A 25102-nucleotide genomic window follows, 5' to 3' on the forward strand; every position below is an offset into this window, starting at 1 on the left:
ACTTTTTCATTCATGTCTATTTGTTAATTTATTATAGTTATCAAATTTTTAAAAAGCAAGCCTATTTTTCTTCACTATTTTTAAGAATATGAATAATTATATTTTAAAATAACAATTCATCTAATACAAATTTATTCTCTTGCACATATATTCATCACATACAAATTAACAATATTCATAGTTAAAGCCTCACTCTAAAACGCTTAGAGTTTCATGCTTCAACACTATATTTAAAAAATAATTTTTAATACAATCTTTCCCTATAACTTTCTTCTAACGAACGCGCAACATCCTCTTCTGAAGCATTCACTTTCACATGCTCCAGCAACATTTTTGCTGCTGAGGGTAACTCTTTTTTATTTAACCAAGATTCTGTATCCCACATTTTTGAACGAATAAAAGCTTTTGCACAATGAATATAACACTCTTCTATTTCAACAACAATTCCAAGTAACGGATTGCGTCCATTCGCCTGCATTTCTTTCAAAATTTCTTCATCGTTTGTAATATATGCTTTACCGTTTATTCGAAGTGTTTCCCCAAGACCCGGAATAAAAAAGATTAACCCTACGTGTGGATTTGAAATAATATTTAAAATAGAGTCTATACGACGATTACCCGGTCTTTCTGGGATGATAATTTTATTTTTATTTAAAACATATACAAATCCAGGTGCGTCTCCCCTCGGCGAAGCATCACACTCTCCGAATTTATCTGCAGTAGATAATACTAGAAAAGGAGATTTAGACAGAAAATCTACACAATGATGATCAAGTGATGAAATAACTTTTTTCAAAGCCCGTTCACTTGGTTGCCCTAATATCTCTCGTAATTCTTCCTCTGTTGAAATAATCGATTTTATTTCCTTACTCTCTATCCCCAATTATAACCACTCCTTTTTCTTTATTTTCCCAAAATTCAATACAAATATTGTATAATAAAATTTGCAGAAAGGGGAATTAAAATGACAGAGTGGTTAACAATATTTGATCCTGAAAGAAATACACTTGGAAAGAAATTACGTGATGAAGTGCATCGTGACGGTGATTGGCACGAAACATTTCATTGCTGGTTTGTAGAAAAAGATACTGAGGACATGTTCTTATATTTCCAATTACGCTCTAAAAATAAACAAGAAGCTCCGGGTATATGGGATATTACATCCGCTGGGCATATTATGCATGATGAAGATGTACAAATTGGCGGCCTTCGTGAAATTGAAGAAGAATTGGGACTTTCCTTTCAAACTAATGATTTAGCATACAAAGGAATCTATAAAATAGATTATGAAATTTCAAATCTTACTGATCGTGAGTTTTGTCATATGTATTTCCATAATGTAATAAAACCACTTTCATTTGCACCGGGTGAAGAAGTAGATGATGTAATGAAAGTACATGCATCTTCTTTCCTACAACTATTAAACAGAGATATTTCATCTATAACGACTATTTCTGTTTTAAACAGTAAACCGATAACGATAACGCTTGAAGATATTTATCCATATGACCTTGAATACTATAAATTTGTTGTAGAACAAGGAAAAGAATTGCTAAAAAATAATAGTTTGTAAATAAAATAGGACTCCCAGCTTATATTGCCCGGGAGTCCTATTTTATTTATCATTATTGTTCAAGTGTCTTCAATCTTTTCTCTACTCGCATAAATAAGCGAATGATTAACAATAGCATCACAATCATAATCGCTATCATTGTATGTGGATATCTAAACAGTATACTAATAACACTTCCAATTAACATCATAATGAATCCATTTTGTTTCATCACTTCTGCACTATACCTGTTACCAGCATCCCATAATTTCTTACTTTTCATAGATCGTTTCGTTCGGTAACCATATGCTGCGTTAATATCCGTCGGTGGGTTTTTTTGAAGAATAAGTGCTGCAAGTATAAATATAATACCAATCAATATGCTCATTCCTATGTTTATTAGTGCATACACCAATCATATCCACCTCCTAACTTACACTTTCATTATACTATACAACTTTACACATTCCAATTATTAACATTTTTATTTTCTCTCTTTAGATGTCTGGAACATACTTGGAAGTGTTACAAAACGTGCCCCTTTCGTTTTTAACTGCGGAATGACTTTGTCTAGTGCATCCACAGATCCTTGCAAATGTCCACCTGGAGTCGAATGTTGAAGTATGACACTACCTGGAAATGAATTCCCTAGCACATTATTTGTAATCGTATCAGCACTTACCCCTTTCCAATCAACTGTATCGACACTCCACTGTACAATCATAAAATTTTGCTCTGTCGCCCACTTCAATTGATTTTCAAGTATTTCACCATATGGTGGACGTATAAATTTCGGTGCATAACCAGCTAAACGATTTAATATTTCTTCCGTTTTTATAATTTGATTACGGTACTCAGCCTCATTTACTTTCGCTAAATTCGGATGATTGTACGTATGGTTACCAATTACATGCCCTTCATTAACTATACGCTTTACTACATTCGGAAACTTTTCTGCATTTTCACCAAGTAGGAAAAAAGTAGCTTTTACATTATGTTTTTTTAACTTATCTAATATTTTTGGCGTAAATACTAAATCCGGCCCATCATCAAATGTGAGAGCTACTTCCGCTTTATTGTATGGTCCTGAAAATGCATACGCATATTTTTCAACCCATGAAAATGGTGTCCATGATCCCCGCTCCTCTTCTTTCATTTGTACTTCATAATTTTGAGGTATATTTAATGCGTATGGCAATGTGCTTATATAGTCTCCATAATGAAATGAATGATATGGCATATAAGCATACGAAACATTTCGTTCTAGTCCCCATTGATATGGAACGAACATTTCTGGCGAATAAAAATAATACATGATAAAAACCTCCCTAAAGTTTCATATGTGATTCATCTGTACTTTGTTAGAGAAATTGTTATTCATGAACAAAAATAAGACTGTCCATTATTAGGACAGTCCTATTACTCAATAAAATTAATAAATTACTTTACTATCTCTCGGTAATGTTCTCACATATTTTAAATAACTTGTCACTCTGTCATCATCACCTTGCGGGTATTGATATTCATAAGCGTTAGCAATTTCGTTCGCAACTTCCCTAAATAGATCTCCCATTACAAAGAATGACTGCCATATATTTTCATATTCTGCATTTGAAAATGTCTTTCTAAATTGCTCCCACATATCTTTTTCAAAATATTGCTCGAAATGCTTTCCAAACTTCCCTGCGTTAACTGTAAAGTCTGTTTTCATACCAATATGCCATTCTAGCATTACGATGAACATATCTCGTACTGGGCCATCAAGCATTCCTTTCGCATAAGAAAGTTCCTCTCTCCATAACCCTTTTGCCACATTCGTACTACACCACCAAAATTCATTACAGCAATCTAAAAACTCTTTTTCTGTAGGCTTTTTTATCATGTATTCCTTATCACTTGCTGGTGGGAATTCTTCAATGCAATTATCTTTATCTAGAAGCAGTTTACTTAAACTATCTTGTCCAACGAATATATCTATCAAATCAACTGGAACTAACGTTAAATCGATTCGGTTCCCATCCATAAATTGCATTAAATACGGAAATTTCCCGTCTTCATCTGCTGGAAGTAACGTCATTTCTTCCGGCATTTGGACAATCATTATTTCTCCAAATCTATGAATCCAATTATGATTAGACGTAAAAGATTGGATATCTTTTACAACATAAATAATATCATAGTCTTGAAAACAATCTTTTTTCACATTTGGATTTACACGTGATCCATTCATGATGACAGCTCGAATTCTTTCATCCTCTTTTGCTGTATTTATAATTAAGTCTAACATTTCTTTTTCAGTTCTCATCTATTCCTAACCTCCAATTTTTTATATAAACTTATATTGTTATGTAAATTGGAGGTCCACGAGCTAACCGTGTTGCACACAATACACGTTATAATTTTTGAAACTTCCTTTTCATCCTTTTTGCCTCCTTACATCACTCTTTTACGACTGCCATTACAAATCCATCATACCCTTTACTTCCGACAGTTTGAAGCGCTGTAGCACTTACACGCGGCTCAGCAGCTATTAGCTCATAGAAACGGCGTATCCCTTGTACACGAGGGTCATTACTAGTATTATCAATAACTTCTCCTTCACGTACTACGTTATCCCCAATAATTACAGTACCAGGGCGTGATAGTTTCAATGCCCATTCAAAATAAGCATGGTTATTTTGTTTATCAGCATCAATGAAAATAAAATCAAATGGTTCATACTTCTCATTTTCTAATTGTTTTAAAGAATCTAACGCTAATCCTACTCGTATTTCAATGCTATCATTCAAATTGGCACGATCAATATTGCTACGTGCAATTTCAGCATGCTTTTCACTTGCTTCTAATGTAACAATTTGCCCTCCAGATGGCAATCCTCTTGCAAGCCATATAGTGCTATATCCGCCTAGAGTACCAATTTCTAAAATGTTACGAGCTCCTTGAATTTGTACTAATAGTTGTAAAAACTTCCCTTGAGTAGGCGAAACATCATGTGCCGGTAAATTAGCTGCAGCGTTTGCTTGAAGAACTTCTTCTAATGTAGAGTCTTTCGGTATTAATACATCACTCATATATTGATCAACAGCCATCCATTTCTCAATCGTACTCATGGAAATACCATCCCCTTCAATTTTTTAATGCATTTCTACCATTCACGTTTGATTATACAGAAAATGCCGTTTCATACACAAAAAATAAAGAAGGGACACCCACTCCATTACAGAATAGATGTCCCTTCTTTGTATTTTATATTTATCCCTTACGGATTAGTAGACCAAAGTCCTGCTGATTTAATAAATGTACGTTTATTTAATTTCAGTTGCGCTACGATAAACTCTGCAATATCTTCCGCTTGCATTACTTTATCAGGGTTTCCATCAGTTAATCCTAAGTCTACAGCCATGTCAGTTGCTACTGTACTTGGAGTTAACGCTGTTACACGAATGTTATGTTTACGAACTTCCATTGCTAACGATTCTGTTAATCCAAGAACCCCAAATTTAGAAGCACTATATGCACTCGTTACTGGTGCACCTTTTTGTCCTGCTGTAGATGAAATATTAATAATATCACCAGATTGTTGTTCAATCATGCTAGGTAAAGCTGCACGAGTTGCATAGTATACACCCATTAAGTTTACTTGAATGATTTTTTCCCAATCAGCAACTTCTAGTTCTAAAAACTTACCGAACTTAGAAATACCAGCGTTATTAATTAAAATATCGATAGATCCTAATCCAACTTTTAACGTTTCAATTGCAGTTGTTACTTCTTCATATGAAGATACATCCGCAGTCGCAATAACAGCTTTTACACCTTCTGCTTCCACTTCTTTCGCTACAGCTTTTAAGTTTTCTTCTGAACGAGCTAAAAGACCTACATTTACGCCTTCTTTCGCTAACGCAATCGCTACAGCACGACCAATCCCTCTACCTGCTCCAGTAATTAAAGCATTTTTGCCTTGTAATAATTCTGCCAAGTGTAACACTCCTTAATCATCTCAGTTGTTTATTATATTAAAAGTGTATCTATGTTTATGTAAAAAGGCAATGATGCACTTTCATGTGCGTAGGTTACTTATAGGTAACTATAGTAATGGTAAATGCATTTTTAAAGAAAAATAGTGTTAGAAGGTCTCCTCCTAACACTATTTTTCTTCATGATTTGGAATACGCACAATAAATTTTGTACCATTCCCTTCCTCACTCTCGACTTTTATTTCTCCTTGATGAAGGTCGAGTACTTTTTTTACAATCGCTAAACCTAAGCCACTTCCTCCATAAGCACGGTTTCGTGAAGAATCCACTTTATAAAAACGCTCAAAAACATGTTGCTTCTGTTCTTCTGATATACCAATTCCCGTGTCACGAATACTTACTTCTTGGAATTCCTTATGTTCTTTTAACTGAATTGTAATCATACCACCACTTGGAGTAAATTTAATACTGTTATGAATTAAATTAATCCACACTTGACTCATACTTTCTTGGTCCGCAGTAATTTGCACTTTTTCTAAATCAAGGTCTAACTCAATTTCTTTTTCAGCCCACAGCGGTTCACTATTTAATACAACTTGCTTTAACTGTTGATCTAATCGATAGCTCACTCTTTCTGGTGTGTACTCTTCTGACTCTAAAAGAGTTAGTTTCAGTAAATTTTGACTTAGTTTAGATAATCTCGTCGTTTCCGTTTCAATAATAGTAAGATAATGCTTTCTTTTTTCCTCAGAAAGATTATTATCTTGCAGCGCTCTAGCAAACCCTTTTATAGAAGTTAATGGTGACTGTATTTCATGAGAAACATTCGATACAAATTCCTGGCGTAGTTTCTCCATCGCGTTCAGTTCATCTGTCATATCATTGATACTCTTTACGAGTACACCAATTTCTCCATCATACTTTTCTTCATTTCGTATTTTTACAGAGAAATCTCCTTTTGCAATTTTTTGTATCGGTTCAATAATAGTCCAAATCATCGCCTCTCGCTTCGGTCTCATTAAAATTCCGATTAATATCCAAATAAGAATAATAAAAACAAAGCCAACCATATCGCTAATTAGAAAAGTAATAAAAGACGATACGTTTATTTCCAGAGCTTTCATGACACTAGCCGATACAAAAAAGGCTATAGACCAAATTATAGTAAGAAAAGTAAAGAGCGCTACTATCGCCCCCATTACTTTTAACATCTTCATCTTACTCATTCTTTCTCTTTTTCTCATTTACTTACCTCTAAGCGATACCCTAAGCCCCTTATCGTCCTTATACTAAACTTCGATAACTCTTCTTGAAACTTTTCACGCAACCGATTAATATGAACGTCTAGCGTACGTTCATTCCCTTCAAAATCATATCCCCATACGTCTTCTATTAATTGCTCTCTTGAACAAGTTCTTCCCGCTTTAGATCCTAATGTAAAGAGCAATTCAAATTCTTTTAACGGCAACGTCACCGTTTGTTCTCCGGCGTTAACTTCAAATGTATTACGATTTAACAGTACATTCCCAACTTGAATAGATTGCGATACTGTAATTTGATAACGTTTCAACAATGCCTTCACTCTTACAACTAATTCTAAAGGATCAAATGGTTTTACAAGATAATCATCTGTTCCGAGGTGAAACCCTTTTATCTTTTGAGATGTTTCACCTTTAGCAGTTAACATAAGAATCGGCATATCATAGTATTTTCTTAATTCATAACATAAATCAAATCCATCCATATTTGGCATCATAATATCAAGAATCACCATATCAACTTTCACTTCTTCTATTCTTCGAAGAGCATCTAATCCATCAACGGCTTCATATGTTTGAAAACCTTCTCTTTCCAAAAATACAGAAACAAGTTCTCTAATATGCGGATCATCATCTACAATTAAAATTTTGGGTATCAAGGAATTATCTCCTTTCTGCTTAACATACTTTTTAGCACTCCAAAATCAACAATCAGTGAAGTGCCCCCCTCACTGATTCTTTTCATTCTATAATGCTCCTTCTTTAATTTTCAATTGTTGCATTGCAAATTCACGGTACATGTCATGTGTCCGTAATAACTCATCATGTGAGCCACTTCCTGTAAGATTCCCTTTTTCAATAAAGATAATTTTATCTGCATCTACAACAGTAGAAAGTCTATGCGCAATAACTAAAGTTGTTCTACCTTTCATTAAGTTATTTAACGCCTTCTGAACAACCGATTCGGATTTACTATCAAGACTTGAAGTCGCTTCATCTAACATAAGGATTTGTGGATTTCGTAGTAACGCTCGAGCGATCGCAATTCGTTGTCTTTGCCCTCCAGAAAGCTTCACACCACGCTCTCCAACTTCTGTTGCGTAGCCGCTCGGTAAATCATGAATAAACGCATCAACATATGCCATCGCTGCCACTTTTTCAATTTCTTCATCCGTCACTTCAGTCTCAACACCGTAGCAAATATTATCACGAATCGTTCCATCAATTAACGGACTATCTTGTGAAACATAACCAATTTGACGTCGCCATGACTGTAATGAATAGGCCGTAATTGGTTCTTCTCCTAGTTTTATTACACCATTAGTCGGCTCATAAAAACGTTCTAATAACGAGAATAGAGTTGTTTTCCCACTACCACTTGGTCCTACAATCGCTGTTACTTTTCCAGATTCAATCGTGAAGTCGATATTTTTCAATATTTTCTCTTCTTCGTTATACTCAAAATGTACATTTTCAATAACGATCGACTGCTTTGCATTTGTAACTTTCACACCAGTTTCATGGTCTTCTACTTCATATTCTAAAATCGTATTAATTCTTTCAGTTGCACCAATTGCCTTTTGGAATTGTGTGAAAAACATAGATAATTGACTCATTGGCATTATAATTTGAACTAAATATAAAATAAATGCTACAAGTTCCCCTGTTGTTAATGCGCCACTAGAAACTCGCATTCCACCATACCCCACGATAATAACAAGCAACGCCATTAAAACAAACGACATAACTGGTGAAATTAACGCTTGCACTTTTCCTTCTTTCAAACCAAATTGCAATAACTTTTGGATACCTGTATTCCCTGTTTCATATTCCCTTTTTTCCGTATTTGAAGATTTCACTAAACGAATTTCTGATAACACCTGTGTTAACACACTTGTAAAAGAAGCTGTTTCATCTTGAAGTGCTTTTGAAATCTTATACATTTTTCGTCCAAGTGGTACTAAAATTAGTACAGATAATGGAATAACCGTTAAAAGTAATGCTGTCATTTTCCAATCTAAAACAAATAATACAATTAACGATCCAATAATTGAGATACCGCCTGTTAATAAGTTAGACAAATGCTCAGAAATTAATGTTTTAACAACACCTGTATCATTTGTCATACGACTAATTGTATCTCCAGTTCTATTTTGATCATAATAAGACACTGGTAAAATAAGTACCTTTTTCCACAATCGTTCTCTAAGTCCAGCTACAATTTTTTGTCCGATATAATTCAGTAAATAAATTGACAATCCTGCAGCAATTGTTTGCATAATAAAGAATGCGACTAACGCAACAATTTGTCCTGTACTAATTGAAGAAAGCGAAAAATTATCAACTAATCCTTTTGTTAACATCGGAATAAACAAACTCGCTCCAGTAGAAAGTAAACTCATTAATAATGCAAAAATAAGAATGCCTTTCGGTGGATTTGTATCTTGAATAAGGCGTAAAAACTGCCTCCAATTCCCTTTTTTCTTTTCTGTATTCCCAACTTCCATTGTCGTTCATCTCCTCGTTTTCAACAAAACTATGATTTCTAAAAATAGAATACGATATAAATGTAAACTGAATGTAAACACACTTTTTCTATTTTTACAAAATATACATATAAACTCATCTTTACAACAGATATAAATATCTGATATTATTACCTGGTACTTAATATTATTCTATGCAAATGCTAGACTACGCATAGAAAATATATAACGGATTTTCTTAATTAGCCAATTTAAAATACTAAATAAATCTCCAGTTACTGAAAGGAGTATCCTTTTTGCAAACAAATAAACATTCTGAAAAGGAAACAATCATTTTTATTCATGGATTAGTTGGAAATCGCCGTGCCTTCAAAAAAGAGCATAAACGATTTTCAGCATCCTACAACATTATAACTTATGATTTATTAGGCCACGGAGAGGATAAAGGAGAAGCTATCGACTTTTCAATACAGCGCCTCGTAGATCAATTGTTGAACTTGTATGAAAAAGAGGGTATTAAAAAAGCTCATATTTGCGCTCTAAGCTACGGCTGTTACATCTCTACGACCTTTGCGCAAATGCATCCTGAAAAAGTATTAAGCATTTGTCATATTGGTGGACATTATAATAATCCTTCCCGTTTATATAATGTTTTTCAGAAATTTTGGGAGAAACGCGGGGATGAATATTCAGCTTGGCTTTCTCAGTATGCAAATACTATTTTCCCAAGTGGGATATTAAAGGCTAATCCATTCGCTGTAATTTCAAGAAATATTTATTACCGTTTCGGATTACAATTACACTCTTCCATTATTGCTGAGTCATTACGACATCGCTTAGAATTCGACTTGAAATCTAAATTAAAAGCACTTCCCCACCCTATGTTATGGGTGATGGGAGAACATGATCATCTCTATAAATCTTGTCTCTTTGATTTAAAGTCCATTCTTCCAAACGTTTTATATAAAGAAATTCCATTAGCAGGTCATGCAGCAAACTTATTCCGTCCAAACTATTTTCATGATTTGTATGCTAAATTTTTGCATGGAAAATTGAAATAAATACTACTATACTTCTAGTTTATATAACTATGAAAAAGGCTTCCCAAGTTTCCCTGGAAAGCCTTTTCTCTATACGAATAGTATATAAAATACTTCTTCTTAGTATGCTTTTGTGTAACCTAATAGGTGCTTACTCCAGTAAGAGTTGCTTACAGAGCTAATGCGTACGCCAGTTGCGTCAGTTTCTGCACTGATGAACTGTCCATTACCTAAGTAAACGCCCATGTGAGAAGGACCTGATTTATAAGTATTTTGGAAGTATACTAAATCACCTGGTTGTGGACTGTTAGTCTTTGTTTTAGAGCTCCAGTATCCAGCAACTGTTTGACGAGCGCCGTTATGACCAGTTTGATTTAATACGTAGTGAATGAATCCACTGCAGTCAAAACCAGCAGGTGTTGTACCAGCAGTTCTGTATGGTGAACCATTTAAAGATCTAGCGAATCCAGCGATTGAAGATGTATCTCCACCTGTTGGTGCTGTTGGTTTTTGTACTTGGTTCGTACCTTGGTTCGTACCTTGGTTACCACCAGTAACTACATTGTTCACTCCGCCTTTTACAAACTTAACAAAGTCTGCACTTACGTAACCAGTGCGGCCATTATGGTTAATTTTATACCAACCATTTTCAGCGCCAGTAACGTTTAATACTGTACCATTTGTTACCCCACCAATTACAGGGTTATATGTAGCTGGACCTGTACGTACTTTTAAAGCACCTGTGTTAACAACATATGATCCACCAGTTTGAACTGTAGTATTATTGTTGTTGTTGTTTGTAGTTGGTTGCTGAGTTTGGTTAGATACAGCTGAACCACCTTTTGTTACGAAGTCTTTACTTACGTATCCAGTTCCACCATTGAAGTTAATTTTAAACCAATCTTGAACTTCACCTACAACTTGAACTGTTTTTCCTTTATTTACAGAACCTAAAACAGTATGAGATGCACTTGGGCCTGTACGTACGTTTAGTGAAGAAACGTTTACTGTGTAAGTACCTGTTCCTTGCTGAACAGTAGTAGTAGTTCCTTTATTGCCACCAGTTGTTACGAAGTCCCCACTTACATAACCTGTTTGACCATTTACACTAACTTTGAACCAACCGTTTTCTTGTCCAATTACTTGAAGTACTTGACCTGATTTCACTTTAGAAATAACGTTATGTCCTGTACCAGCACCTGAACGTACATTTAATACATCAGCTGTTACTGTGTATTTTAATTCAGAAGTTGTTTCTACCGTTTTTGTTTCAGTTACAGTCGTTTGAGTTTGAGTTTGTCCATTAATTTCTTTTAGCGCATCATTTGAAACTTGTGCATGAGCAGAATCCATTCCAGGAACTGCTACACCTACTACAGATGCTGCTGCTAAACCTGCGATTACTTTTTTCATAAGTTGTCTTTACTTCCTTTCCCTACTATCCTCTTGAGAAAAACTATAAACTTAGTACTTTACAATATTATCAAAGTAAAATATTCATCCAGTTCCATTTTTTAGCAAGAGTTTTATTTTTCACACGTCGTTCATTTTAAACGATTGAAGTGAATTCCGTGTGAACTTCATGTGAACTTTACCATTAAACAGTGTGTTTTTGCAACGATTTTTTCAAATTTCTTATGTATTACATCAAGATTTAAAATATTTTATGTTATTTCAATATAGATTTTACACTTTCTATCTAGTATGGAAACTCCATTAATCTAATACATAAACACAATATATTTTTCTAGAAAGTTCTTTTTCATGAGGCACACTCTTATCATGACAAAAAACCCCTTATTTATCAATAGTATAATATTTTAAGAAAATGAATTCTCAATACTATGTATGATTTTAAACAAAGTGATGATTTGTAAGATTTCACACACGAAAATTTCATCCCACTTGAGAGCACTCTCATTCCAAAAACACAATTGATTATTTTGTTTCTCTGCTAAATATGGAATTATTAGGGTTTTGTTGATAGAATATGTATAGTCACATAAAAAGAGGAGTTGCATTTGTGGAAAAAATAATAGACGATCACATAACTAATAATATCGAGCTTTACTATACACTTACTCACTTATTATCTTTTGCAACATTCAAAAAAGTCCACACTATTGAAACAAAGAAAAATGAATTAAAAGAACAGATGAAAACAATTCAGCATACAAACTCCTACCATGTATAAAAAGGTGAACAGATTATATCTCTGTTCACCTTTTTATTTTATTTGTAAATTTTCACACGAGTTTCTAATGGCTGATATTCTTTATCTCCTGCCGAAACTACCGGTTTACCAAATGGCATTTGCGCAGTTAACTTCCAGTTTTCAGGTACATCCCATTCTTTTTTTACTTCTTCATCAATCAACGGATTATAATGCTGCAATGTAGCACCAAAACCTTCAATCTCTAACGCTGTCCAAATCGCAAATTGCAACATTCCAGAAGATTGCTGAGACCATGTAGGAAAATTATCTTTGTATAGTGCAAAGTTCTCTTGCAAACTTTCTACTACTTTACTATCTTCAAAATACAAAACTGTCCCATAGCCACTTTTAAATGCATTCATTTTCTCTTCCGTGGGTGCAAAATTATTTTCAGGTACAATTTTTCGTAACGTTTCTTTCGTAACATTCCATAATTTGTCGTGTTGTTCACCTAGTAATACAACAACTCTTGCACTTTGAGAATTAAAAGCCGAAGGTGTATGTTTCACAGCATGATAAATCACTTCTTGAATTCTTTCATCAGAAACTACTTGCTCTTTACTAATCGCGTAAATAGATCTTCTGTCTTCAATTGCTGAGTAAAAATCTTTTGCCATTACAATTCCCTCCAATTTTCATTTGAGGCAGTATCATATGTACGAAGCATATAATGCCTCTCGAACTTATTATTAATAAGTTTTTAACTTAATAATATCAACAAACAAAAACAAGCTCAAATGATATCACTTGAGTTTTCACTTCCTATACGTCAAAAAATAAAAAAACAGTTTATTGTCACCAAAATCAAGGTTCAATAAACTGTCTGTCTTATTTTTATAACAATCTAAATTACTTCTTTCTTCACCTAATTAAGCAATTGAAATGCATAGGACATTAATTTATTTGTTTCTGTAAAACGTTTTGTTTTACTTTTTGTCCCCATAACAACTGTAATAATGCGATTATCACCTTGTTTTGCAGTACCTGTAAAACAATACCCTGCGCTATCTGTAAATCCTGTTTTTAATCCGTCTATTCCTTCTATATATAAAGCTTTATTATTTTTGTTTAACATCTCATTTGTGCTTGTAACATTAACATTATTAAATGCTAACTGACTTTGACGTAAGTGAGTCACTTCTAATATCTCTGGATAGTCTTTTATAAGATGATACGCTAATTTTGCTACGTCAGCAGCTGTCATTTTTGTTTCACTTCCGTCGGGCTCCTGCAATCCAGAAGCATTCGCGAATTTAGCTTTATCTGACATTTCTAACTGCTTTGCTTTTTCATCCATAAGTTGAACAAAGTTTTTTTCTGTCTTAGCTACATGTTCCGCTAAAGCGACAGCCGAATTATTAGCCGATTCAATCATTAACGCATGATATAAGTCCTTAACAGTTAATGTATCATTTGCTTGCATCGGGATTTTTGCACCCTCTGTTTGTGCCGACTTTGCACTTATTTTCACTGGATCTTCCCAGCGGACTTTCCCATTATGTATACTCTCTAAAACGAGATATGCTGTCATCATTTTTGACATACTAGCAGGGGCAACAGCTTCATTTTCATTATTTTGATAAATAACTTCTCCATTACTCGCATCGATAATAATAGCTGCTTTTGCATCAATTTCTGGTGGTATATATTTTGGTGGAACTACTTTTTCAGATAGCCCTGTTTTAGGTAGCTCTGCCACTTGTAAAGGCTGAGTATCTACATTTGTTTCACTCTTTTGAACTCCTTGGAAGAAGAACCAACATATACCCAGAATTACTACTAATAGGATTGTTAATCTTCCCCATTTTAACCGCTTCATTCTAAAACTCCTTTAGCAACCTTTTATACACTCATGTTTAACCATAACAACAATTACTTTATATCGTCAAGGTAAAAAGTATATTTATTCATCTACAGCAATTATTATTTCAGCCCCTTTCTCTTTTTCATATGTGTTACACTAAGAATAACGAAATATAAGAATATTCAATAATAAACAGATTGAAAACACCATATAATAGAAAGGATTTATACAAATGATACTTCCAAAAGCATTAAAATATGGCGATACAATTGGCATCTACTCTCCCTCTTCACCAGTAACCTATACTTCTCCAAAGAGATTTGAGCGAGCAAAATTATACTTAGAACAGAAAGGTTTTCATATATTAGAAGGTTCACTAACAGGTCAATATGATTATTATCGCTCCGGGAGCATTAAAGAGCGTGCTGAGGAATTAAATGACTTGATTAGAAACCCTAACGTCTCTTGTATCATGTCGACAATTGGGGGACTGAATTCAAATTCATTACTACCTTACATTGATTATGAGACTTTTCAAAAGAATCCTAAAATAATGATTGGCTATTCAGACACAACAGCATTATTACTAGGAATTTATGCAAAAACAGGAATTCCTACATTTTATGGTCCAGCACTTGTTCCTTCTTTTGGTGAATTTGAGCCTTTCGTAGATTGCACATACAAATATTTTGCGGATACTTTATTAACTGATCAACACCTTCCTTACAACATAAACCAGCCGTTATTTTGGTCAGATGAATTTATTAATTGGGAAGAAAAAACGAAAGAAAAAGATCTTCGACCGAACAATTGGATCTCAGTAATTGGTGGGAAAGCTACTGGACGTATTATTGGTGGGAATTTAAATACTATACAAGGTATTTTGGGTAGCCCCTATATGCCACATATTCAAGAAGGTGACATTCTCTTTATTGAAGATAGTTCAAAAGATGCAGCTACTATCGAAAGAAGTTTTTCATTACTTAAAATTAACGGCGTTTTTGATAAAGTTTCAGGTATCATCCTTGGAAAACATGAGCAATTTGATGATGGTGGTACAAATAGAAAACCTTACGAAATATTATTAGAAGTATTACAAAATCAAAAACTTCCTTTTCTAGCCGATTTTGACTGTTGTCATACTCATCCAATGATTACTTTGCCAATAGGTATTCAAGTAGAGATGGATGCAACAAATAAAACGATACAAATTATAGAACAGTGGAAAATCTAACTCTACTACCTCTATTTCAACTCTATAGCTACGTATGGCCTTCTATTGTTTTACATTAAAAGACATGATACTATATATTTTGGAATGTGAAGGAATAAACAAAAATCATTTCAATATGCCTTCTATATAATAAGAAGCTATTGATTATATACATCGAGTTTACATGCGTGTATATAAATGTAAAAGAGAGTGAATATATGAAACCAACTATTAAAAACTATGTATTTTTACATGTGGCCTTCTTGATATATTCTATCATTATGGTTTACATGAAATGGGCATCTCAATTCCCTATTGCATCAATTTCATTTTTTATTGCTTACTTCGGACTTGTTGTACTTTTATTCGGATATGCAATTCTATGGCAACAAGTCATTAAGAACTTTGAAATTTCTAGAGCATATTCACACCGTGGAATTATAATACTGTGGTCAATGCTATGGTCAGTATTCCTGTTTGGAGATACGATACAGTGGAATCACATACTTGGCGCAGCTATTATTATCGTCGGAATTGTGGTGGTGACAAAAGATGAATAGTTATATGTTATTATTGATATTTGGGATAATTTTAGCCAATTACTCACAAATATTATTAAAAAAGGCTACTTTACAACAATACGATTCTAGAATAAAAGAATATGTGAATCCTTATGTTATCATCGGCTACTTTTTATTTGTAATTAATGCCGGATTAAATGTGATCGCCTTAAAGGGCATGGCATTAAAGCAAGCATCTGCATTAGAATCATTAAGTTATATCATCATTTTAATTTTCAGTTGGTACTTCCTAGGGGAGAAAATAACGAAACGAAAAGTCATTGGCAACATTATTATTGTCATTGGTGTAATCGTCTATTGTATACAATAAGTAAAAAGATCCGTTTATGATAAACGGATCTTTTTACTATTGCCCTAAGTTTTGAACTTTATCTTTCAAATCACGAACTTGTTCTATCGTCTGCATAAGCTCAGAGTCTTTAAACTGCTCTACATTCATTTTTCCTTCCTCTATCTTTTGCATAGATGTATCAATTAACGTATTTAACTTTTCATTATATCCGACGATCTGCTGGTGAAGATCCTTCGCTACATCCGGTGGTGTTAATTCATTAAAAGCTGGTATATCTTGTTTAATTTCAGTAAGTTTCGTTTCTAGTTCTTTTCGAGCTTCTCCATCATTAACAGCCTTTTCAGCTAATGCTGGCGCTTCATTTGCAAATGCACTTATTTCATTTACATATTCTGTCGCTTTTTGAGCATAATCTATAGAGTTCTTCCCTTCTTCTACTAGCGAACATCCCATCAAACCAATTGAAACTACAATTGAAAGTAGCATTGTTTTTGTAAACTTCATTTTGCCCTCCTAAATAATTAGCATACTTTTATTCATTTATAAACACTTTATTTTCTTCTTATACACCTTATCACATCATATCTTATTATTTAATCTTCCTCTTATACATTCTAGAAAAATCATTATTATCCTGTTCAACATGTACCTCGAAACTATCTTCATTTAAATATAAAAACAGACATACTTATATTAAGTACATCTGTTTTCGAGGTACGTATAACTCTCACTACTTAAAGTTTCTCTTTATCCTCTTACATGTCCTATGATCGTTACAATATCTATTTCTATATGTACACTAATAATATCTTCTATAATGTCCGTAAACCCTTGGCCTAAAGGTGTTCCGTAATGTAATATAATCCCCTTTTTTTCATAAACTGACTTCGGTACAGTAAAAATAAATTTCCTCATATTCCGTTCATCAGCAGGCTCCATAATTAACACAATGCCATCCTCTTCAAACATATAATCACGCCTTCCAACAATCCTTTCACTATGGCTCAGTATTGCCTTGAAAGACTAGGTTTTAAACACTCTTTCTAACAATATATAACCATCCCATGTTCAACTAGCTTATACGTCCTATATGATTTGACCACAAATATAAAAAAACACAAACCTTGAACTGTCAAGAATTTGTGTTTTCTTCCTTTTAAAGTTTCACTTTATCGAGCTCATAAAGGCTACGATATTTCTCATTTTCTTTCAGTAACTGTTCATGGCTACCTTGCATAGCGATTTGACCACTATCAAGGAAAATAACTTCATCTACATGTTCAATTCCTACAAGGTGATGTGTAATCCAGAGAACAGTCTTTTCTTCTGTTGCAGAAAACATTGTTTCTATTAAGGCTAATTCCGTTTTAGGATCTAAACCGATAGTCGGTTCATCAAGTACAATAATTGGCGTTTCTTGCATAAGAGTTCTTGCAAATGCTACCCTTTGTCTTTCTCCGCCAGAAAACCTCTTTCCCATTTCATGCATTTTTGTTCGTAATCCATCAGGAAGAGATGCGATATGTGAAGCTAGCTGTGCTTTCTCTAAAGCTTTCCATATCTCTTCATCATTAGCCTCTGGTTTACCGATTCGCACATTGTTTCCAATTGACGTATCGAACAAATGCGGTTTTTGATTTAATACAGAAATATATTTGGATAAAAGATTCGTATGCGCTTGTTCACCATTCAATAAAACTTGGCCATTTACCGGACTTAACGCCCCTGTTAACAATTTTAATAAAGTAGATTTCCCTGTCCCACTTCTACCTAAAATAGCAATTTTCTTCCCTGCTTTTATTTGTAACGATATATCTTTTAATACAGTCTCGTTACTATCTGGGTAACTATACGATATATGATTCAGTTCAATATCTACATGTTTTGGTGCGACGTAACCCTTAGCTTCATGTAAATCCATTTCATCATGTAAAACACTATCACTTTCTACACCATTAAGACGATGAGCAGATTCTACGTACGATGGGATTCGATCGATGGCATCTGAAATAGGAATAAGCGCATTCGTTACAGATAAAGTCATTAAGACGAAGGCCGCGATAACTGTAGGTGCAATTTGTTCACTTGCCGCTTCATTCCCAGTCCATATAATCATTGAAATAACTACAATACCAACTACTAAATGAATGAGACTGTCTCGAATATGATACCAGCGTTTCAATCTCTTCTCTGTTTTTAACAATTGATCATTTTGCTCTACATACGCATTAATAAATTCATTTTTTCTACCACTCGCCTGCCAATCAGATAACCCAAATACTGCATCTGTCAATTGTTGATACAAACGATTTCTTCCTTGCTTCAAAGCGATATGATGTTGTTTCATTAAAAGCAGTGATACAAATGGAAGAAGAAAAACGATAATAGCTAACATACAGCCTGCAATGAGTGCAAACACTACGTCAAATGCACCAATAACAACCACAAATATGCTATATACGACTAATGCTAATATGCTAGGAAATATTGTACGTAAATATAGGTTTTGCAAATGCTCTATATCTTCGGATAATACGCCTAACATATCGCCCGTTTGAAATCGTGAACGGAAAAATAACGCCTGTGGTTCTACTATTCTATATAGTTTCGTTCTCATCTTCTCTAATATGCGTAGTACGACATCGTGTCCAACTAAACGCTCTAAATAATGAAATACCGCTTGTCCTATACTAAACGCACGTGTTGCAACAATAGGAACATATACAGCCATTACATTTTCTGGTCTGAGAGCAGATTTAGAAATTAAATAACCTGAAATAAAAAGTAACATCGCACCCGAACTAACTCCAAGAAGCCCAAGAAAAATAGTCAAAGTCATTCTACCTTTATTTTGCTGTATATAAGGCTTAATCCAGTTACTCATCGCTCTCCCCTCTCTTCGCTATGAAAATGTAATGTCTCATTCGTTAAAAGTTCTTCATATGTTCCGCTTTCTATAATTTTCCCTTTATTTAAAATAAGAATATGATCCATTTGCTTCATCCAATGTAGACGATGTGTTGCAAGAAACACTAACTTACCTTCAAACAGACGTAACATCGATTGCTTTATTTCAAATTCAGTTTCAATATCAAGATGTGCTGTAGGTTCATCTAATAAAATGATTGGCTTTTTACTTAAAAGTGCACGTGCCATAGCGACACGTTGTTCTTGTCCGCCGCTAAGCATACGTCCACCTTCTCCAATTATTTCATACATCCCATTTGGTAATGATGCAACGAGCGAACGAAGACCTACTTCATTAATAACTCTCTCAACTTCTTCATCAGTTGTATTTGTTTCATAGAAACAAATATTATCTTTTAGTGAAAGCGGAAAAATATATGGTTGCTGCGGAATATACGCAATATTTTTTTGCCAATCTTCACGAGTAGATCCGTCAATTTCAACACCATTTACTAACACCTTCCCACCCGAAGGAGATAAAAATCCTGCTAACACATCGATTAACGTTGATTTTCCTGCCCCACTTTCACCAATAACGCCTATAGCACCGTTACCTTTCCAAGTAAAATCAATTCCCTCTAATATAGCCTTTTCAGATTCATCATTATTTACTTTTACATCTTGTAATTTCAAACTACTAGAGGAATTCCATACTATATCTACATTTGAATCTTTCATCTCTATTCCTTTTTGTTTCTGTAAAATCTCTTCTATTTGCTCTATCGCAAGTTGTCCATCTAATGTAGCATGATAATTCGCTCCAACTTGCTTAATCGGTAGAAAATATTCCGGCGCTAAGATTAAAATCGTAAGTGCTGGCAATAGTATTATCGTTCCATCTATTAACCGTATCCCTAATCCGACTGCTACAAATGCAATTGATAAACTCGTAAAGAAATCTAATGCAAAAGAAGAAAGAAAAGCAACTCGCAAAGTACGCATCGTTGCTTTTCTATATCGTTTACTTACTTTTTCAATCTTTCCTTCGTGCTGTTTACTTTTCCCTAAATACTTTAATGTTTCTAACCCTTTTAATGTATCTACAAAATGATTAGAAAGTACACGATATGTTTCATATTGGCTATCCGCCATTTTTTGCGCTGCTAATCCTAAAAGGATCATAAATATAATCACAATAGGAATCGTTACAACTAAAATGATTCCTGACTTAATGTCCAGTGTAAAAACATATAGAACAATTAGTCCTGGTACGATACTACTTCTAATCATTTTAGGAATTGTCAATTCAATATATGTTTTGAATTTCTCTATGCCTTCAATCGATAAAGTAACCAAATGACCAGTCCCATTCGTTTGGACAAATCTCGGCCCTAATGTAAAATATGCTTCTATTAGTTGTTTACGTAATGCCAATCCTGTTTTTTCAGCGAAACGCTCAACCAATATTTGCGATGTTCGCACCAACATTTGGCGTACTGCAAACGTAATCCCAAAATAAACAGTTTCATTTAGCACAGCTTGCACTGTTTCTCCATGAAATAAAAATGTGATTGCTCGTGCTAAAAACACTGTTTGTGCAATAATACTACACGCCTCTAAAATGCTAATAAATATTAAAGTTACATATAAAACTCGGCTACCAGGATACGACGGAAGTCCTCTTTTTCTTTTCATTAGTACTCCAAATCTTTGTCTGACTTAACAGGTTGTCTAAATACATAGAAACTCCATATTTGACTACCGATAACAAACGGTAAAATAGCAAGAGAAAAATAGCTCATCAATTTTAATGCATAAGGTCCTGATGCCGCATTATAAATTGTCAAATCATTCGCTACTCCTAATGAGCTAATCATGACACGCGGGAACATACCGATGAACACACTTGCACTTAGCAAAATGATTGTTAAACTCGTCATAAAGAAAGCCCAACCATCTCTTCTTCTTTTATTTAATAAAGTAGAAACAAATAGCGCTACAAAAGCTCCAATCGGAACCATTAGCCACTCTGAACCATGTGCTGTGAAAATATCTGTTTTCCATAACCCTACACCTGCAAAAACAAGAAGTGTTATTAATGCAAAAGGTGCAATCTTTGTTGAGGCAATACGTGCGCGTTCTCGTAATGTTCCTGTTGTACGTATAGTAAGAAATTGCAAACCATGAACAATACATAGAAGAAGAAACATAACTCCTCCAAGTAACGCAAATGGGTGAAGTAATTCCATGAACCCGCCTACCATATTTTTACTTTCATCAATTGGTACACCTACCATGAAGTTTGCAATTGCAACTCCCCAAAGTATCGGAGGTAGCAAACTTCCAATAAACATGCCCCAATCCCAGAAACTCTTCCATTTATGATTTTCTATTTTCGCACGGAATTTAAAGGAAACACCTCTTATAATTAATGCAAGAAGCATAAATACAAATGGAATATAGAACCCACTAAATAAAGTTGCATACCAATGCGGGAATGCCGCAAACATAGCGCCACCAGCACAAACAAGCCATACTTCATTGGCGTGCCAAAACGGTCCAATTGTATTTAAATATATACGCTTTTCTAAATCGTTCTTTCCTAAAAACCTTGAAACTATTCCTACACCAAAATCGAAACCTTCAAGTACGAAGAATCCAACGAATAAGGTTGAAATAATTAGAAACCATAACTCATTAAGAGATAACATACTCTTCCTCCTTATCAAATGGATCATGGCTTTGATAATCCTTTTTCACTTTCTTATTCGCATGTCCTTTAATGATACGAACGAATAAGTAAACAGTAATGCCTCCAATAATTACATATAGTGATGTGAATGAAACAAGGGAGAATAATACTTCTCCAAATGTAACGTTTGGAGATACTGCATCTTCTGTTTTCATAACACCGAAGACAACCCAAGGCTGACGTCCCATTTCAGTCATAATCCAACCTACTGTATTTCCGATAAACGGTAGTGCAATTGCATATACCATTAATTTTAAATACCAAGTTTTTTCAGCTAAACGATCTTTTCTTGATAAGAACCAGCCGTACATTCCTAAAAGAAGCATAAATGTTCCACTCATTACCATCGCTCTAAAACTCCAGAACATAGTATGTACTGGCGGAATATAATCTCCAGGTCCATATTTTTCTTCATATTGTTTTTGAATTTGATTCATCCCTTCAACTTGACCGCTAAATTTATCATATGACAATAGACTTAACATATAAGGAATCTGAATTTCAAACGAATTTTCTTTCTTCTCTGTATCAATTTTCGCAAATACTGTAAATGGTGCTGGATCCTCACTCGTATTCCATAGCGCTTCAGCTGCCGCCATTTTCATCGGATGCGTCTTAATTAAATTTTGAGCTTGTGCATGACCGAAAAATAATACAAGAGCTGTTGCAATTGTTCCAACAACGATAGAAACTCGGAAAGACTTCTTAAACACCTCAGTCTCCTGTTGTTTTGTAATTTTCCATGCACTAACACCAGCAATAAAGAATGCGCCTGTTGCAAGTGCCGCTGTAATTGTATGCGGGAATTGCACCCATAACTGTGGATTTTGAATAATCGCTAAGAAATCATTCATCTGCGCACGTCCATCTGCAGCCATTTCATATCCTACAGGTGACTGCATAAATGCACTTGCAGTTAAAATCCAAAATGCTGATAACATTGTTCCTATTGAGAGGAGCCAAATACATAAAAGGTGAACTCGCTTCGGAAGTTTATCCTCACCGAATACCCATAAACCTAGGAATGTAGACTCAATGAAAAATGCTAATAAACCTTCAATTGCCAGTGACGGTCCGAAAACATCACCAACAAAACGTGAATATGTTGACCAGTTCATACCAAACTGAAATTCTTGTAAAATACCTGTTACAACACCTACTGCAAAGTTAACAAGGAATATTTGTGTCCAAAACTTTGTCATTTTCTTATAAACTTCTTGTCCCTTTACCACATACAACGTTTGCATTAACGCAATGATAAAAGCTAAACCAATGGATAGCGGAACGAAAAAGTAATGAAAAATCGTTGTAGATGCAAATTGTATTCGTGCCAATTCGAGCGTTTCCATGCTTAAATCACTTCCTTCATAATTTTTTATATCGTAATATCGATTGAATTCACTTCATAACGAACAATTCAATCATTTGGAAATACAAAAAGATAAATTCGTTTATGTACTTTCTGAAAATATAGATTGTCAGTTTTTTAGATAATTACAAAAGAACTTTCTTCATACGATTTACCTTTTCACTATTTCAGTAGTGTTTTATTCGTTAATCGAATTGTATAATATACTTACATAATAAATTCAGGTGATTTTTGACGTATTATTGACAGGATTTTGTCTGAAATATGTCTTTTGTAATTATTTTGAATTAGATTTCTCACATTTTAAAAACTTGTTTTTCAAACATACAACATACTCTTATATCAATTATTATTACGTTTTTCTCTTCATACGCTTGACTTTCCTCTTGAAAAATGTCCTCGAATTAAACCTGAAAATACGCTACATTTTTGTCAAGAGAAAAATGTATTTCCAAAATTCAAATTAAGAATATTGTTATTCACAAATAGAAAAATCCTTTCCTTTTTTTAGACTAAAAGTTCATTTTTTCGTCATTTTTTGAAACTGAATTAACATAAAAAATACCGAGAGTCAGCTAGACTCCCGGTATTCTTCAATTATTTTGCTATGTGCTTTCTAACAGCCGGCATAATTTCAGTTGCAATTAATTCGATGTTTTTCTCAATCTTATCAAATGGTACACCGCCAAAATCAATTTGTGCCATAAAACGTTGTTGCCCAAATAACTCATGTTGATACAGCATTTTTTCAATAATTTGTTGCGGGCTACCAATCATTAACGCGTCACGATAATCTACTGCATTAGTAAATTGTTGTTTGGGATACCCACCACCACGTAGTGCAAGCATACCAGCATGAATATGAGGATAATATTCACTAAGTGCATCTTGTGAATTTTCTGCTGTATAAAATAAACTTGTTGTCGCAATTGGTAATGTTGCTGGATCAAAACCACTTTGCTCAGCTGCTTCACGATATGCATCAATCGAAACTTTAAAATTAACAGCTGGGCCACCAAGTGTCGTAAGCATCATTGGTACACCTGCGCGTCCTGCCTTAATTGCACTAGCAGGTGGCCCTCCAACAGCACGCCAAATTGGCATATTGTTATTTTTAGCTCTCGGTATAATTGCCGCATGTTCAAGTGGCGTTCTAAACTGTCCTTTCCATGTTACACTCTCTTCTTTATTTATTTTTAATAAAAGATCCATCTTCTCTTCAAACAGTTCTTCATAATAATTTACATCGTAACCAAGTAAACTATATCCCCCAATACGAGATCCACGACCAGCAACGATTTCAGCACGACCATTAGAAATTAAATCAATTGTGGCAAAATCCTCATATACACGAACCGGATCTGACGTGCTTAATACTGTTGCAGAACTCGCAATTTTAATATTTTTCGTAGCTTGTGCAATAGCTCCTAAAATAACTGTATGAGCTTGCGTTGTAAAATGCGCTTGATGACTTTCACCGACAGCAAACACATCAATTCCAGCTTCATCTGCTAACTTAGCTGTTTCAATTAGTTCATGAATTCTTTTTTCTGCACTTATTTTCGAACCATTATGCGGATTTAAAATGTGATCTCCAATTGAATATAATCCAAATTCAATTCCTTTACTTGTATCAATACGGTATTTTTCCATAG

General features: G+C 34.2%; 25 protein-coding genes and 1 other annotated feature (1 of these 26 only partly in view). Of the genes, 6 read left to right on the forward strand and 19 right to left on the reverse strand.

All coding sequences use genetic code 11. The annotated features are described in order from the left end of the window. Positions 1–8: a binding site (T-box leader), on the reverse strand; it reaches 224 nt to the left of the window's first position. A gap of 236 nt (positions 9–244) precedes the next feature. Next, entirely contained in the window at positions 245–883 is a 639-nt protein-coding gene (locus SJY24_RS20705) for a pyridoxamine 5'-phosphate oxidase family protein (RefSeq protein WP_377866018.1), read from the reverse strand. Positions 884–964: 81 nt separating this feature from the next. Here SJY24_RS20705 and SJY24_RS20710 point away from each other — a divergent pair, with 81 nt between their 5' ends. Further along, positions 965–1573 carry an NUDIX hydrolase gene (locus tag SJY24_RS20710; RefSeq protein ID WP_377866019.1) on the forward strand — a complete coding sequence of 203 codons (609 nt, stop codon included), beginning with the start codon at positions 965–967 and terminating at the stop codon, positions 1571–1573. A 52-nt stretch (positions 1574–1625) separates the two neighbouring features. On the opposite strand, the gene SJY24_RS20715 is transcribed toward SJY24_RS20710, so the two are convergent. The 8 genes from SJY24_RS20715 to SJY24_RS20750 all read right to left on the reverse strand — a co-directional run bounded on the left by SJY24_RS20715 (position 1626) and on the right by SJY24_RS20750 (position 9295). Next, positions 1626–1964 carry an SdpI family protein gene (locus SJY24_RS20715; RefSeq protein WP_377867287.1) on the reverse strand — a complete coding sequence of 113 codons (339 nt, stop codon included), beginning with the start codon at positions 1962–1964 and terminating at the stop codon, positions 1626–1628. A 72-nt stretch (positions 1965–2036) separates the two neighbouring features. After that, on the reverse strand, positions 2037–2867 hold the full coding sequence (locus tag SJY24_RS20720) for a peptidoglycan-N-acetylglucosamine deacetylase (protein WP_377866020.1): 831 nt from the start codon (positions 2865–2867) through the stop codon (positions 2037–2039). Positions 2868–2984: 117 nt separating this feature from the next. After that, positions 2985–3857 carry an aminoglycoside 6-adenylyltransferase gene (locus SJY24_RS20725; protein ID WP_377866021.1) on the reverse strand — a complete coding sequence of 291 codons (873 nt, stop codon included), beginning with the start codon at positions 3855–3857 and terminating at the stop codon, positions 2985–2987. Between the two features lie 133 nt (positions 3858–3990). After that, entirely contained in the window at positions 3991–4662 is a 672-nt protein-coding gene (locus tag SJY24_RS20730; protein WP_377866022.1) for an O-methyltransferase, read from the reverse strand. Between the two features lie 149 nt (positions 4663–4811). Then, positions 4812–5531 (reverse strand): 3-ketoacyl-ACP reductase, encoded by a 720-nt coding sequence (locus SJY24_RS20735; protein WP_377866023.1) that lies wholly within the window; start codon positions 5529–5531, stop codon positions 4812–4814. 168 nt (positions 5532–5699) lie between these two features. Further along, positions 5700–6773 (reverse strand): envelope stress sensor histidine kinase HitS, encoded by a 1074-nt coding sequence (gene hitS / locus SJY24_RS20740; RefSeq protein WP_377866024.1) that lies wholly within the window; start codon positions 6771–6773, stop codon positions 5700–5702. Next, positions 6770–7447 carry an envelope stress response regulator transcription factor HitR gene (gene hitR, locus SJY24_RS20745; protein ID WP_328023047.1) on the reverse strand — a complete coding sequence of 226 codons (678 nt, stop codon included), beginning with the start codon at positions 7445–7447 and terminating at the stop codon, positions 6770–6772. The genes hitS and hitR overlap by 4 nt, the downstream gene beginning before the upstream one ends. A gap of 87 nt (positions 7448–7534) precedes the next feature. Beyond that, complete coding sequence (locus SJY24_RS20750) at positions 7535–9295, reverse strand: ABC transporter ATP-binding protein (RefSeq protein ID WP_377866025.1); 1761 nt, start codon at positions 9293–9295, stop codon at positions 7535–7537. A 275-nt stretch (positions 9296–9570) separates the two neighbouring features. On the opposite strand from SJY24_RS20750, the gene SJY24_RS20755 reads away from it, so the two are divergent. Further along, entirely contained in the window at positions 9571–10335 is a 765-nt protein-coding gene (locus SJY24_RS20755; protein ID WP_377866026.1) for an alpha/beta fold hydrolase, read from the forward strand. 99 nt (positions 10336–10434) lie between these two features. Here SJY24_RS20755 and entFM read toward each other — a convergent pair whose 3' ends face one another. Beyond that, entirely contained in the window at positions 10435–11727 is a 1293-nt protein-coding gene (entFM, locus tag SJY24_RS20760; protein WP_377866027.1) for an enterotoxin EntFM, read from the reverse strand. A 610-nt stretch (positions 11728–12337) separates the two neighbouring features. Here entFM and SJY24_RS20765 point away from each other — a divergent pair. After that, positions 12338–12508 (forward strand): hypothetical protein, encoded by a 171-nt coding sequence (locus SJY24_RS20765; RefSeq protein ID WP_377866028.1) that lies wholly within the window; start codon positions 12338–12340, stop codon positions 12506–12508. Positions 12509–12546: 38 nt separating this feature from the next. On the opposite strand, the gene SJY24_RS20770 is transcribed toward SJY24_RS20765, so the two are convergent. Continuing rightward, positions 12547–13146 (reverse strand): nitroreductase family protein, encoded by a 600-nt coding sequence (locus tag SJY24_RS20770; RefSeq protein ID WP_002141347.1) that lies wholly within the window; start codon positions 13144–13146, stop codon positions 12547–12549. A 248-nt stretch (positions 13147–13394) separates the two neighbouring features. Next, on the reverse strand, positions 13395–14348 hold the full coding sequence (locus SJY24_RS20775) for a D-alanyl-D-alanine carboxypeptidase family protein (protein WP_377866029.1): 954 nt from the start codon (positions 14346–14348) through the stop codon (positions 13395–13397). 217 nt (positions 14349–14565) lie between these two features. Between SJY24_RS20775 and SJY24_RS20780 the strand changes: the two genes are divergently transcribed. From SJY24_RS20780 to SJY24_RS20790, 3 genes are all read left to right on the forward strand, one after another. Continuing rightward, entirely contained in the window at positions 14566–15567 is a 1002-nt protein-coding gene (locus SJY24_RS20780) for a S66 family peptidase (RefSeq protein ID WP_377866030.1), read from the forward strand. A 197-nt stretch (positions 15568–15764) separates the two neighbouring features. Continuing rightward, positions 15765–16106 carry an EamA family transporter gene (locus SJY24_RS20785; protein WP_002086172.1) on the forward strand — a complete coding sequence of 114 codons (342 nt, stop codon included), beginning with the start codon at positions 15765–15767 and terminating at the stop codon, positions 16104–16106. Beyond that, positions 16099–16437, forward strand: coding sequence for an EamA family transporter (locus SJY24_RS20790; RefSeq protein WP_377866031.1), 339 nt, complete (start codon positions 16099–16101; stop codon positions 16435–16437). The genes SJY24_RS20785 and SJY24_RS20790 overlap by 8 nt, the downstream gene beginning before the upstream one ends. A 36-nt stretch (positions 16438–16473) precedes the next feature. Here the strand turns inward: SJY24_RS20790 and SJY24_RS20795 are convergent, their stop codons facing one another. The 7 genes from SJY24_RS20795 to SJY24_RS20825 all read right to left on the reverse strand — a co-directional run bounded on the left by SJY24_RS20795 (position 16474) and on the right by SJY24_RS20825 (position 25100). Beyond that, entirely contained in the window at positions 16474–16923 is a 450-nt protein-coding gene (locus SJY24_RS20795; protein WP_377866032.1) for a DUF6376 family protein, read from the reverse strand. Positions 16924–17166: 243 nt separating this feature from the next. Beyond that, positions 17167–17388, reverse strand: a complete 222-nt coding sequence (locus SJY24_RS20800) for a hypothetical protein (protein WP_377866033.1) — start codon at positions 17386–17388, stop codon at positions 17167–17169. 187 nt (positions 17389–17575) lie between these two features. Continuing rightward, positions 17576–19303, reverse strand: a complete 1728-nt coding sequence (cydC, locus tag SJY24_RS20805; protein ID WP_377866034.1) for a thiol reductant ABC exporter subunit CydC — start codon at positions 19301–19303, stop codon at positions 17576–17578. After that, positions 19300–21021 carry a thiol reductant ABC exporter subunit CydD gene (gene cydD / locus SJY24_RS20810; RefSeq protein ID WP_377866035.1) on the reverse strand — a complete coding sequence of 574 codons (1722 nt, stop codon included), beginning with the start codon at positions 21019–21021 and terminating at the stop codon, positions 19300–19302. Before cydD ends, cydC begins: the two co-directional genes overlap by 4 nt. Next, positions 21021–22037 (reverse strand): cytochrome d ubiquinol oxidase subunit II, encoded by a 1017-nt coding sequence (gene cydB / locus SJY24_RS20815; RefSeq protein WP_377866036.1) that lies wholly within the window; start codon positions 22035–22037, stop codon positions 21021–21023. The genes cydD and cydB overlap by 1 nt, the downstream gene beginning before the upstream one ends. Continuing rightward, positions 22024–23427 (reverse strand): cytochrome ubiquinol oxidase subunit I, encoded by a 1404-nt coding sequence (gene cydA, locus SJY24_RS20820; protein WP_377866037.1) that lies wholly within the window; start codon positions 23425–23427, stop codon positions 22024–22026. Before cydA ends, cydB begins: the two co-directional genes overlap by 14 nt. Before the next feature lie 617 nt (positions 23428–24044). Beyond that, a complete protein-coding gene (locus SJY24_RS20825; protein WP_377866038.1) occupies positions 24045–25100 on the reverse strand; it encodes an LLM class flavin-dependent oxidoreductase in 1056 nt (351 codons plus the stop codon). Positions 25101–25102: the final 2 nt, after the last annotated feature.

The organism is Bacillus sp. R86525 (assembly GCF_042466195.1).
Taxonomy (GTDB): Bacteria; Bacillota; Bacilli; order Bacillales; family Bacillaceae_G; genus Bacillus_A; species Bacillus_A nitratireducens.